Source organism: Vibrio sp. OPT18, from assembly GCF_015163615.1.
GTDB classification, from domain to species: Bacteria; Pseudomonadota; Gammaproteobacteria; order Enterobacterales; family Vibrionaceae; genus Vibrio; species Vibrio coralliirubri.
In genome coordinates this window covers 314,806-327,885 of the sequence record NZ_JADDYK010000021.1, presented here as the reverse complement: position 1 = coordinate 327,885, position 13,080 = coordinate 314,806, and the positions used below count along the sequence as shown (strand labels likewise).

General features: G+C 42.9%; 9 protein-coding genes. 4 read left to right on the top strand and 5 right to left on the bottom strand.

Translation table 11 applies throughout. The features are described 5' to 3' along the window. Window positions 1–206: 206 nt before the first annotated feature. Window positions 207–2,339 (top strand): TonB-dependent hemoglobin/transferrin/lactoferrin family receptor, encoded by a 2,133-nt coding sequence (locus IQQ51_RS03770; protein WP_193840414.1) that lies wholly within the window; start codon window positions 207–209, stop codon window positions 2,337–2,339. Window positions 2,340–2,678: 339 nt separating this feature from the next. Here the strand turns inward: IQQ51_RS03770 and galE are convergent, their stop codons facing one another. The 4 genes from galE to IQQ51_RS03750 all read right to left on the bottom strand — a co-directional run bounded on the left by galE (window position 2,679) and on the right by IQQ51_RS03750 (window position 8,340). After that, window positions 2,679–3,692 (bottom strand): UDP-glucose 4-epimerase GalE, encoded by a 1,014-nt coding sequence (galE, locus tag IQQ51_RS03765; RefSeq protein WP_193840413.1) that lies wholly within the window; start codon window positions 3,690–3,692, stop codon window positions 2,679–2,681. A gap of 82 nt (window positions 3,693–3,774) precedes the next feature. After that, window positions 3,775–5,751: a diguanylate cyclase gene (locus IQQ51_RS03760; protein ID WP_193840412.1), complete on the bottom strand. Its 1,977-nt coding sequence runs from the start codon at window positions 5,749–5,751 to the stop codon at window positions 3,775–3,777. Then, entirely contained in the window at window positions 5,751–6,287 is a 537-nt protein-coding gene (locus IQQ51_RS03755; RefSeq protein ID WP_193840411.1) for a YfiR family protein, read from the bottom strand. The genes IQQ51_RS03760 and IQQ51_RS03755 overlap by 1 nt, the downstream gene beginning before the upstream one ends. Then, a complete protein-coding gene (locus tag IQQ51_RS03750; RefSeq protein WP_193840410.1) occupies window positions 6,277–8,340 on the bottom strand; it encodes a TonB-dependent receptor plug domain-containing protein in 2,064 nt (687 codons plus the stop codon). The genes IQQ51_RS03755 and IQQ51_RS03750 overlap by 11 nt, the downstream gene beginning before the upstream one ends. Before the next feature lie 170 nt (window positions 8,341–8,510). Between IQQ51_RS03750 and IQQ51_RS03745 the strand changes: the two genes are divergently transcribed. The 3 genes from IQQ51_RS03745 (at window position 8,511) to IQQ51_RS03735 (ending at window position 11,112) form a co-directional block, all read left to right on the top strand. Further along, window positions 8,511–9,254 carry a 5-oxoprolinase subunit PxpA gene (locus IQQ51_RS03745; RefSeq protein WP_048660176.1) on the top strand — a complete coding sequence of 248 codons (744 nt, stop codon included), beginning with the start codon at window positions 8,511–8,513 and terminating at the stop codon, window positions 9,252–9,254. Between the two features lie 162 nt (window positions 9,255–9,416). Continuing rightward, the gene (locus IQQ51_RS03740; protein ID WP_193840409.1) at window positions 9,417–10,169 is read left to right on the top strand and encodes a 5-oxoprolinase subunit B family protein; all 753 of its coding nucleotides are present in this window, start codon (window positions 9,417–9,419) and stop codon (window positions 10,167–10,169) included. Next, complete coding sequence (locus IQQ51_RS03735) at window positions 10,162–11,112, top strand: biotin-dependent carboxyltransferase family protein (RefSeq protein ID WP_193840408.1); 951 nt, start codon at window positions 10,162–10,164, stop codon at window positions 11,110–11,112. The genes IQQ51_RS03740 and IQQ51_RS03735 overlap by 8 nt, the downstream gene beginning before the upstream one ends. A 183-nt stretch (window positions 11,113–11,295) precedes the next feature. Here IQQ51_RS03735 and IQQ51_RS03730 read toward each other — a convergent pair whose 3' ends face one another. After that, window positions 11,296–12,750, bottom strand: coding sequence for an FAD-dependent oxidoreductase (locus IQQ51_RS03730; protein ID WP_193840407.1), 1,455 nt, complete (start codon window positions 12,748–12,750; stop codon window positions 11,296–11,298). Window positions 12,751–13,080 lie beyond the last annotated feature (330 nt).

The window sequence follows — 13,080 nt, the reverse complement described above, 5'->3', positions numbered from 1 at the left end:
TGAGAGGTCTATCACAAAAATGGAAGCATTCACCAGGTAAATGGAACCATTAAAGGTCTTTTAATACAACGAGTTATACGGTTTAGGTGTGTTTTTAATGACAAAATTACAAATAAATTGAAATGCAAATAATAGTAATTATCATTTAGATCCAATATTATCTTTCGCAAATCAAGATAATACTATGGAATTAAGGTAACTATCAGATGTATAAGCAATCCCTACTCTCTGCTTCAATCGTTTTAGCGCTTTCATCAACATCAGCCTTTGCTGAAGATTATGCCCTATTTGACGAGGTTGTTGTATCTTCGACTCGTACTAATCAACAACTTGAAGATGTTGCTGCGTCGGTAACTGTGATTAACGATAAAGATATCGAAAAAAACATGGTTACGGATGTAGAAGACTTATTTAAGTACACACCAGGTGTCACGGTGACTACGAATTCTCGCCAAGGGATTCAAGGTATTAACATTCGTGGTATGGAAGGTAACCGAGTAAAGGTTATCGTTGATGGAGTATCACAAACTAGCCAATTTACTCCAAGTGGTACTCAGTCATATAACTTCATTAACTCTTCACGCATTGATGTCGATACGGATATGTTGAAGTCTGTCGAGATTGTTAAAGGTGCGGCTTCCTCTCTGTATGGTTCTGACGCGATTGGTGGTATTGCTGCGTTCGAAACAAAAGACCCGAGTGACTTTTTAAAAGACAAAGACTTCGGTGGCCACGCGAAGTTCAACTACTCTTCATCTGATAATACCTTTAGCGAATCGGTTGCTTTAGCAAATCGTATTGGCGACCTCGAAACGTTAGTTGCTTATACTCGCAGAGACGGTGAGCAAACTGATAACTTTGGTACACCTGATGAGCAAGATACTCAGAACAACAACTTGTTGGTTAAGCTTCAGTACCAATTAAACGAACAACACCGTTTAGAGTTTTCTGGTAACTTCATAGAGAATTCTGGTGATACCGATTTAAATAGTGCAAGTTACACCGACTACACTGGCGAAGACTCAACTAGCCAACAGCAAATCGGTATCAAACATATTTGGGATGCTGACCTAGCGTTTGCAGATACTATTACTTGGCAAGCTGACTGGCTGAGCAAAGAAGAGAATGGCGTAACTAATCGTACTTCTAATGGCGGTATGTTCCTACCTCCGGCAGGTAATGTTCAGAAAAAGGACTATATCTACGAGGATGAAGGTTATCAATTTGATGTGCAATTCGATAAGTTCTTCATGACGGGTAATGTAGAAAACTACTTTATCTATGGCGCTTCATATTCGGACAAAGACATTAAAAACGTTAATAACGAATATAACTCCATCAGCGCAGACCAAGTTATTTTCTATATCCCTGCTGCATCTGAAAGAAAGTATGGGTTCTTTGCTCAGAATGAAATGACGATCGGAAATTGGATGATTACTCCGGGCGTTCGCTTTGATGGTTTTGAAACAGATCCAGGTGATACAAGCCAAAACCCAAGTGGTAACCCTGAAGAAGACTATGCTAAATACTCTGATTCAGCGGTAACGGGACGTTTGGGTACAACTTATACTCTAAATGATGAGAATAAGATCTTCGGTCAAATCAGCCAAGGCTTTAGAGCACCAGATTTCCAAGAGCTTTATTATTCATTCGGTAACCCAGCGCACGGCTACGTAAATGCCCCTAACCCAGATTTAGAAGCAGAAGAAAGTATTTCATACGAGCTAGGTTGGCGCCACAACACAAATTATTCATCAAGTGAAATCGCTATCTTCTACAGCGACTACGATAACTTTATTGATACTCAGCCTGTTAGTGGTTCTGGCTCTCCTATGGATCCGACAGTCTATAAGAATATCAACATTGATGAAGCTGTCATCAAAGGTATTGAAGCTTCAAACACGTTATCTTGGAATAGCTTCATGCCAGTACAAGGTGTGAGTACTCGTGTTGCAGCAACGTACACAGAAGGCGAAGACGGTGAAGGTAACCCTCTTAACAGCGTGAACCCTTGGAACGCTGTCGTTGGATTTAACTATGATGCTCCTTCAGCATTATGGGGTACATCACTTAACATTAGCTATACAGCTGGCAAGAAGTCTAGTGATATTAATAGCGTTGGTTTGTCTGATGAAATTTTACCAACTGATTCAGCAACTGTAGTAGACCTAACAGCATACTACTTGCCGATGAAGGATCTTACGCTTAGAGCAGGTCTCTTCAACGTTACGGATGAAGAGTACTACTCGTGGAATGACGTTCGTGGATTCTCACAAGAAGATAAAGATTACACGCAAGCAGGTCGTAACTGGTCAATTACAGCTAAATACGAATTCTAATTCGTTAAAAACCTGAATTGCAGATACTAAAAAGCCAGCTAAATGCTGGCTTTTATTATTTCACTAAAAATTGTATCAAAAAGGGATAAAGTGAAATTACTTCTCTGCCATTTCTTTCTTAACCATTACAGCTGCAGCAATGATGAAAGTGATGACTAGGGCTAGTTCCATGATTAACTCCAAAGAAAATTAACGTTAAACATATAATTCGCGTGGATGATAACACAACAGATACAGAATGATACTTTTTAACCACCAATTTACTTTTTATTCGATTTAGATCAAAAAAGATGCCCTAAAGCATCTTTTTGCAAGTTAACTATTCATGAAACAACTAGATCAACCAGGGAAACCATCAGGGTTGGTTGACTGCCAGCGCCATGTATCTTCAGTCATTTCAGTCAGTGTACGTGTTGCATTCCAACCAAGCTCTTTCTGAGCTTTAGCAGGATCTGCCCAACATTCTGCAATGTCACCCGGGCGACGCTCGACAAGCTTATAAGGGATATCTTTACCGCTCGCTTCCTCAAACGCTTTAACCATGTCTAATACACTTGAACCGTTACCAGTGCCAAGGTTGTAGATATGAAGACCATCTTTGCGCCCTACTTTCTCAAGCGCTGCGATGTGGCCATCAGACAGATCCATTACGTGGATGTAATCGCGAACGCCAGTGCCGTCTTTTGTTGGATAATCGCTACCAAATACAGATAGGAATTCACGGCGGCCTACTGCTACTTGAGAGACAAATGGCATTAGGTTATTTGGGATACCTTGCGGATCTTCACCTAGCTCACCACTTGGATGTGAACCTACAGGGTTAAAGTAACGCAGCAGTGTAATGCTCCAATCCGGATTGGCTTTTTGGAAATCGGTTAAACACTCTTCAACCATTAGTTTACTACGACCATATGGGTTGGTTGCGCTTGTTGGGAAGTCTTCAGTAATTGGCACACTTGCCGGATCGCCGTATACCGTTGCTGAAGAGCTAAATACTAAGGTTTTTACACCCGCATCACGCATTGCATCAACAAGAACTAACGTGCCGTTTACGTTGTTGTCGTAGTATTCAAGAGGCTTTTCCACAGACTCTCCGACGGCTTTCAGACCAGCAAAGTGGATAACCGCTTCGATGTTGTGTTGCTTCATGGTTTCAGTCAAAAGCGCTTTATCACGAACGTCACCTTCAATGAAGTTGGGACGAACGCCCGATACTTTTTCGATACGTTCTAAAACGCTTGGTTTACTGTTGTACAAGCTATCAAAAAGTACAGGTGTCATACCTGCGTTGATCATCTGGATACTTGTATGGCTACCAATGTAACCCATGCCACCTGTAACTAAAACATTCATGCTTAGCAGACCTTTTAATTAAAAATATTCAACCTATTACTTATGATACAACAAGTTAGGGTGAGCTCACAAACACCGAAGCCTATTTACCCTCACGAGCGAACACAAACTGACCTTTTCCTTTGCGTTTCGCTTGGTACATAGCCTCATCAGCAACTTTTAGAATCACGTCAATATCACGCTCTGAGCCATCAACTAAATGAATACCCAAGCTCGCTCCAACATGAAGTGAACGTTGTTTGTAGTTTACTTGTTGCCCGATCAGAACCAACAATCGTTCGGCTAACTTAGCTAACAAGACTTTGTTGGTCTGTTTAATAATAAGAACAAATTCATCACCCGACAAACGTGCAACCAAATCCCCCGCTCTTACCTGAGATAACAACCGGTTTGATACTTCTTTAAGGATTTCGTCACCCGCATCGTGTCCATAATTGTCATTCACTTCTTTGAAGCCATCTAAATCCAAGTAGATAACCGCGAAATTCTGATTTGAATAGTGGCTCGACGTGACAACATCATCCATAACCTTATACAGTTGCGCTCTATTCGCTAACCCGGTTAATGCATCGTGATGAGCCAAGTGTTCGAGTCTTTCCATCTCTTTAACGTTGGATAAATCAGACAGCGTTAATACCATATCAAACTCGTCTTTCTCGTTGTCTGAGGCAACTCGATTCACTTTGACAAACATTGGAACTAACGTACCAGACGCACTCTTCTCCCACACTTCGCCTTGCCATTGACCATAGTTCTCTAACGAACTGCGAATTGTCGGCATTAGTGATGAAAACTGTTGCCACGAAAATACTTCAAATGGTGTTTTGCCCACCAGCAGATCAGAGTGATAACCGAGAAGTTGTGTGACCGCCGGGTTAACCATGGTTATCACATTGGACGAGTTGAGCACGATCAAGCCGTCTTTACTGTTTTCGAAAACACCCGCAGCAATACGTTGGCGACTCATGGCGGTTTCTATGTCGGTGACATCTTGGATTGCATAGAGAATACGCCCATGTTTTGTCAAAGAACGACTGCTCACTCGAAGCCAGCGTTTTGATTGAAAGAGATCGGTGGTTTCCAGTAATTCGTCATTGAGTTCGATATTGGCATCAATAACATCTTGTAAGTAACCCGTTTGCTTGGTCGCGATCAACTCTTGGATCAACAAGTTCTCAAGAAAGGCTTCCGAGCATTTAAAAATATCCCGAGTAGCTGCGTTCGCATGAAGGATGAGTCCTTTTTCATCGACCACCAACAAAGAGTGCTGAACGGTTTCAATGACCTCATTTGCGAATGATTTTTCTTCTTGTAACTTGTCTAACGTAAAATTGATTTGGTTATCGCGATGTTGAAGCCTTTCTAACATGGTATTGAAAGCTCGAACCAGTTCACCGATTTCATCGCGGTTCGTTGCGACTAATTTAGGCTGCTTCGAACGACGCTCAACAAAAGCTTGCATCGCCTCATTGAGGTCAAACATCGGTTCTATAATCAAGCGCTGCACCAATTTGACCAGTACTCCGCCTAACATCACCAGAAACAACAGGTAGACGACCGCAACCTTGAAAATATTAGTTAAGATCGAATTAAACGTCTCTTTCGATATTGTCACTCTCAAGTTTGCGATCACTGCGCCATCCAGCGTCACTGGAACGAGCAAGAAGATGAAATGCTCAGAGATGGCAAATTGATGATCGGCGATATCGTCTAATTCATTTGCGTTTGGCCTTGGAACCAGAGTGTTGCTCACCTGGTAGCTGGCAAAAAGCTGCTCGTTGATGTCATAGAGCTTCACTCTAACAATATCTTTATCTGCGACGAAAGCTGACAAGATTTCTTGAGCCGATGACTTGTCTTCAAATAAAATCGCAGCTTGTAGGTTATAAGCAACACCTTGTGCCAGCACTTTAACACGCTGAATAAGACTCTCTTTCCCCCTCTCAAACGTGACAGTGTAATTTACCGATTGAATCGTGACAAAAGTGACTGCGATGAAGATGATAATGGGTAATATCAGCTTGTTTTTAATCGATATGTTATTAATGAAAGACAACATTATTGGCCCTCCACTATAGCGATTCGTAACAAGTTTGATCCAATAACGTAGTCACCGCGCCTTGCGTTCTCTAGGTTGATCTTAGGTTTGAGCTTATTATCGATGTGCGTGAGCTCAATAACTCCACCTAGGTCTGTAAAGTTAGAGATATCACTGATTGTCACTGTGTGTGGCGAGTGCTCTTGACTACGGAATTGGTTATTTTCACGGTCAGACAAATACGTAATATCGCACTTAGAAGTAATCGACTGTTGAACTTGGATATCGAGCGAACGAATAGATTTCCCCTCTGTAATTGACGTTAGCACTTGGCTTACCTTTTCATCGCCAATCACACAAAAGTTCACAGCGTTCATAGAGCTTTCATCATTCCAACGTATAAAATTCGCAATTCTAAAAAGGTACACCGCTTTCACTTCATAAGGTTTGAAGCTTGCCGCTGAGGTATTCAAAGGCACAATAAGCATCGTTAAAGCGACAAGGCCTAGTTTAAAGAAGCCGAGCTTAATGCGGTGCTTAAGCCATTTAGAATTCATGAGAGATCCTCACATACACCGATTCTTGATTGACGCTTTTCTGAGATGTGAATTCAGCTTGGTAGCCGTCACTCTTACCTATGTTTTCAACAACCACTTCAATCAAAGGCGCTGCGGACGATTTTTTCCATGCAAGACGCGCATCAAAGGTTATTTCATGTGGGTAAGACTGCCATTCATATTGAGTGCCATCGCCTGCTACCCAATAGTCTGGGTAATTCACATTAATGTACTGGCCTATCACATCGAATTGCCAACTTTCGGTGATATTCCACATCAACTGTGCCGTGGCTAAATGTTCATTATCAATATCGTAATAAACACTCGTTTGAGGGCTAGATTTAGGGTCATCACCTTTATTCTCACCTTCTAACGTTGTATAGGCGTAACTCAGGTAACTGGCTAGATCTGGGGTGAGTTGGTAACTCGCGCCTAACTCTAAGCCATAAGTTTTTGCTTTATAATCATCAGACAGCGCACCGACATAGACATGATTCGCGGGGATATCATTTGGGTCATAACTGTGGAAGCGAAGGTTGTCATGTTCACTCTGGTAAATCGTTGCATCGAGTTCGAAATTTGAATTGTTTGAGTAGCGATAACCCATTTCCGCCGTTACGACGTTCTCTGTTTCAAGACTCGAGCTTGATTTATATACATCTAGGTAGCTGTTGTTTGAGTCAGCATTGTAACTATTGAAATAATAGGTGGAATTGGAATCCATATAAGATGGTGCAACAACCGCACGGCTAAGCCCCGCCCATACGGAATGACGTTGAGTTAACTTATATAAACCACGCAATTGAGGTGAAAGCTCAGTTGAATCATTCTGTGTAAAGTGTTCAACCTTGGCACCAAGAGTAATCGATAGCGCTTCCGTCATTTGAATTTGAGACTGTATAAAAGCGTTCGCAATATAATCGTTGGCAGATTGGATGTTGTAGGCTCGACCGTAGTAATCAGGGTTGTACCAATCCACGTCCGAAACTTGGCTAGAGGAGAAATCAAGATACATATATCGCAAGCCACCACCGAGTGTTAGCTGATGGTTTGCCGATAGTTGGTTGATATAAGTAGAGTCAAAATCGAGGGTCGAATAGCTTCCCGGAGCGTCTGGCGCATTATCCTCATTATATTCACCCCATAACGAATATGAGAGCGTCGAACTTTCATCAAAATGGCGAGAGTCGTTGAATTGGACGTAAACAGATTGACTCTTGTTATCGAAATCATTGGCTTGTGATCCGACAAACGATCCTGAGTTATCATATTGAAACGTATACAACTCCGACTCATAAAAGCTTTTCTCACCACCGATACGTAATGACCAATTTTCTTCGGCATTACTTGGCTGAAAAACCATCCCTGCAGTTTGTGCTTTCCATTTTTCAGATTCATTTGTGCGATACGTGGGTTCTTCTCGGTACTTATAAAAGGCACGAGCATTCACACTGTCGTTTAGGCTTAATCCCTGACGAACACTAAATTCATAGTTATCAGTATTAGACGCGACACCGGAGAGATAAGTCCCCTGCGTATAATTAGCAGACTTAGTAATGATATTGACAACACCATTAACCGCGTTGCCTCCCCAAATTGTTCCGCCGGGGCCTTTTAGTACTTCGATGCGTTCGATGTCGGCAAGCACATAATCAACGTCGCTCCAATACGTACCGCCATAGACTGGGCTAAACAAGCTTCGTCCATCCATCATCACGAGCATCTTGTTATATAGCCCATCATGAAAGCCGCGTGTCGAAACAAACCATGAGGTTTCATTGAATTTGGTGACTTTGAGTCCGGGTACAAGCGTTAGGACTTCCGCAATGGTTTTCGCCCCACTGCGCTGAATTCGCTCATTAGAAAGTACGTACACCGACGAGGGAATGTCAGTGAGTTTTTGTGTCACTTTCGAAGCCGTTTCCATTTCGACATCTAACATAGACAACTCTTCAAGGCTCATCGACATGAGTTGGTCTAGAGAGTTTTCTTGAGCAGAGACAAAAACAGGTGTCGTTAATGCTAGTCCTAAACAAACCTGGCGGGATATCATGTGCTCACCTAATATACAGATAGATATTAATCCTTTAATCAATAGTTCAACTATATATAAAATGCCATACTGGTAAATCTACGGTGTCGAAAGTTTGAGTTAGGTCACTGTTTATTTCTGGTATTTATAACACCGTCATTACTTACCTCAACGTAAAGGATTAGCACCACGTGACAACGAAGATTTTGCTTAATTGCGACATGGGAGAAAGTTTCGGCAATTGGAAGATGGGCGATGACGAGTCGGTCATGGAATGGGTCGATATGGCAAACATCGCTTGTGGCTTCCACGCGTCTGATCCGCACGTTATGTCCAAGACGATAAAATTGGCGCAGCACTATCACACTCAAATTGGTGCTCATCCAGGTTATCAAGATCTCGTTGGATTTGGTCGCCGTTCTATTCCACACACCATGGACGAAATCAGTGAACTGGTGTGCTATCAAGTCGGTGCATTACAAGCCCTTTGCCGCTATCACCACACCTCTGTTGGCTATGTGAAGCCTCATGGCGCCCTTTACAACGATATGATGGCAAACATCGATGTGTTTAATGCGGTAGCCCAAGCCGTCGCTGAATTTAACATCCCGTTGATGATTCTCTCTTCATCAGACAATCAACAGTATTTGGATATAGCTGACGATCATGACTTGCCTCTCTTGTTTGAAGCGTTTGCCGACCGTGCTTATTTAAATAACGGACAATTAGCGCCACGTACTCAAAAAGGCTCGGTTTACGTCAATCAAGACGATATCTATAACCAAGTTATGCAAATCATTAACTATGGCTCGGTTACGACTTTAGAGGGCGAAAGACTGCCTATTGAAGCTGATACTATCTGTGTTCATGGTGATAACCCTCAATCCATCGCATTAATTAGAAAAATCAGACAAGACCTTAACGCTTTTAATTAGTATGAAGCGTGTGATTGGTATGAGGCATGGTCTAATCGCTCGCCCAATCGAGTGCCTAATCAATCGATCGTAAGATCTAATTGTTTTGTATTGGCTTGGACACGGAAGTGAGACACGCCAAGTAAGCTAAAAAAGGCAAGATAACAAACGTATGGAAACGAAATGACGACGAATCAGATTGAATTCAATATAGCGCCAATCGCGGAATGCAGCGTTTTGGTGACCTTGACGCTATCGCCTTCAAATAATCAATCTAGCGCCGAATATGCGCAATACATGGCTCACTTTTCCGATGCCATTCGCCAAAATTTAGCATCGGTGTTGATGAATGTGACACCGGCTTACCAAACAATATTGGTCGACTACCTCCCTTATCGAATATCAGAACAGCGGCTCATTGAACAGCTCAATAATTTGTTGAGTCATGCTCTGTCGTCCTTTTCTAGTGTTAGTAAAACTCGCGATACGATTGAGCTTCCTGCCTATTACTCACCAGAAACGGCGCTCGATTTAGACCGATATCAAAACAAAGGCCTGTCGCTCGACGAAATAATTCAGCATCACACCTCACAGACATACAGCGTCAGTGCGATTGGGTTTACGCCTGGCTTTGCGTTTATGTCGGATGTGGTTAATGAGCTTGCCTTGCCCCGTCACACCACACCCCGCTTAAACGTGCCCAAAGGCAGTATCGCCATCGCGGATACTAAAACAGCGGTGTACCCTTCGGATTCACCGGGCGGCTGGAATATTATTGGCAATTGCCCGCTTCCGTTGTTCGATCATAACCAATTGAAGAACGCCGACATCATGCAAAGACCGCTGTCTCTGCTTAATGTTGGTGATACCGTCCGTTTCATCGCGATTTCAAAACAAGAATTTGTAGAGTTGGGTGGAGGCATCGTAAATGGCTAAGACAAAAGCTAAACCAACACTGACAGTGATTAAGCCCGGTCCGTTGAGTTTGATTCAAGACTTTGGGCGATTTGGTGTTGCTCATCTTGGATTAACTCAAGGTGGACCGGTTGATGATTACTCTTATAGCTGGGCCAATCATCTATTGGGTAACCCAGTAAACCAAGCAGCGCTGGAAATCACTCTTGGGCAATGTGCGTTACGAATCGATTTTGATTGTGAGATGGCGCTATGCGGGGGTGATTTACAAGCGAAGCTCGATGGTAAACCACAGCCTAACTGGCGTACTTTTCAAGCTTTTAAAGGGCAAGTTCTCTCATTTGGTTTGCCTAAAAATGGTCTAAGGGCGTATTTAGCTATTAAAGGCGGTTTCGATGTTCCATCAACTCTTGATAGCTGCTCTACAGTCACTCGTGAAAAGATTGGAGGATTAACGCAAGATGGAGAACCATGCCAGCAAGGGCAACAAATAGCTTTTACCCAACATCAACTCTCGCGCCTGTTTAAAGCGTTGAGTATTACCTTCCGATACACGCCTGATTACAATCTACCCGTGAACCTACGAGTGATTGAAGGCTATCAAAGCGAGCTATTCTCCGAGTCAGCAAGGGAGATTTTGTATAACACGCAGTATCACGTTGACCAAAACTCTAATCGGATGGGTTATCGACTCAGTGGCGAGCCCGTCGACTCGCCTGACATTTCGCTGTTGTCAGAAGGCATTGCCCTAGGTGCGATTCAAATTCCACAAGATGGACAACCTATCGTGCTGCTTAATGACAGACAGACCATAGGTGGTTATCCGAAGATTGGATGTGTCGCAAGAATCGATTTACCACGCTTGGCACAAGCAAAACCTGGGCATGCGATATCGTTCAGCAAGGGTGATCGCTTAGGCTTACAAGATGTTTGGTGCCAATGGGCTCAGTTTTTCGGCTATTAGTTTTTACGATGTGTTATGTGCTAAATGCTATGTAGCTCAGAATAATCAACTAGGAATAATTAGCTAGGAAGATGCAGTTTGGATGAGTTTCGGTATCTAAGCAGATGTTGAAATGAAGATTCGGCTTACCTATTACAGTAAGCCGAATTGAAGAAGTTAAGCGCAGTCGATGATGATAGGCTATTAAGCGTGATCTTGACCTGACACCTTTGCAAGCGCTTCTGGGTATCCACGTTCTTGCGTTAAATCTATCGCTCTGTTTTCAATATCATTTAGATTAAGTGACATTGTCACCGAGTGCGTATCTTCAATAGATGCCGCCTCTGATACATCAAACCATTGCTCAGCAACCTTTTGTGCCGCTTCTAATGTTGAAGAAGCTTTCACGACTTCAAGTCGAGCATAGCGTTCACCACAGAATGAAACGTCTGAAGCTCGTAAGCTTGGATCGGTTCCCGGAATCTGTTGTGCACCAAACAAAGGTTTACCACCGACCAATGCAGAGCTGAAACTTGGGATGAACTGAGACATATGCGTTATTGCAGCGCGAGTTCTTAATTCAAGCTGCTCTTCACTCCAACCCGATACGATTTTCTTAAGAAGCTTCGAAGGCAACTGTGGCTGTGACGAGTCTGTCGACGATGAAACAAGCCCCCCCTCAAACAGAGTAATCCCTTCTGTCATACCGTGAAGTTGGAACACACCATCAGCATACGGCGTTAATTGCGCCATGCCTTGCGGTGTGCCTCTCGGGCCATGGAAGATAACCTCTGGCCACTCTTCCTTACATTCTTGTGAAAATGGCCACTCTGTAACGTATGCAGCTTTAAATTCAACAAGTCTTTGCTGCTTAGAGCCAACAAAGTCGTCCACGATACCCGTTTCAAACCCACTCGCATTGATCAAGTAATCGGTCGTTAGTTGGCAGCTTTGGTTTTCGGCATCGGTATAAGTCAAAGACCAACCTTGACCTGTCGACTCAACAGATCGTAATCGGCTGTTGGTTAACACAGTACAGTTAGCTTGTTGCCCCAAAGAGAGTTGAGCGGTCGCAGAAAGTCGGAATACGCTCCAGCCATACTCTTGAACCATCGCAACAGGATACTTAAGAGTCTCTAAATCCGTATGTTTGGCAAAAGGAATGCACCAATCATCAAGCGATGTTGGTTTCAGAGGCTGTGTTTTCGCAGAAAGTGCTAATAAATCTTCTTTGCTGTACAGCTTGTAATACTGTTCCGGATCACCGAGCACTTGGTTGCTTTTATCTTGTTTAACAAGATCGGCATAAGCGCTTTTAATTATCTTGAGACGAGGAAGCAGATCCAACGGCTCTCCACCATCACTGTGCGGAACGGCGATGATTGTCGGACGAATATTGATCGTATGAGGGAATAAGCGGACGGTATCAATTGACTGTGTGAGCAATTGAAGACACTGCTCTACAGAAATATCTCGATACAAATTGCCGCCAGCGTGCAGGTGGCAAATTGGTGGACCATTAACCAAACTCGTCCCTTTTTCTAAGATAGTGACCTTAAAACCCAACTCACTAAAGTGAATCGCGCTCGTTGTTCCGGCAATACCACCACCAACAATGGCAATAGAAGGTTGATTTGTATCCGTTTTGTTGTGGTTCATCGTGTTCTGTAGAATAAGATTAACTGCCGCTATTCTACTTTTGTTCTGCGATGAATTAAAACACATTTTTATCAAGGTCTTAGATAGGCGGGATTTAATATCTATGTAAAAAATATAAATAACCTCTTGACTCAATAACTCCAGATAGAGTTTGAAAGGTTATTCTAACAGTCAAATTTGTCCTAAGTGACGCCACATAAAGGCTGCCTCAGTACTCTTAAAACATAGCGGTTAACTTATCCCTAAAGTTATCCACCGTTTTTGTGGATAACTGTTGATAACGTTCTTGCTAAGTTGCGCAAACCCTTTGTTTACAGGGACTAACCGCTG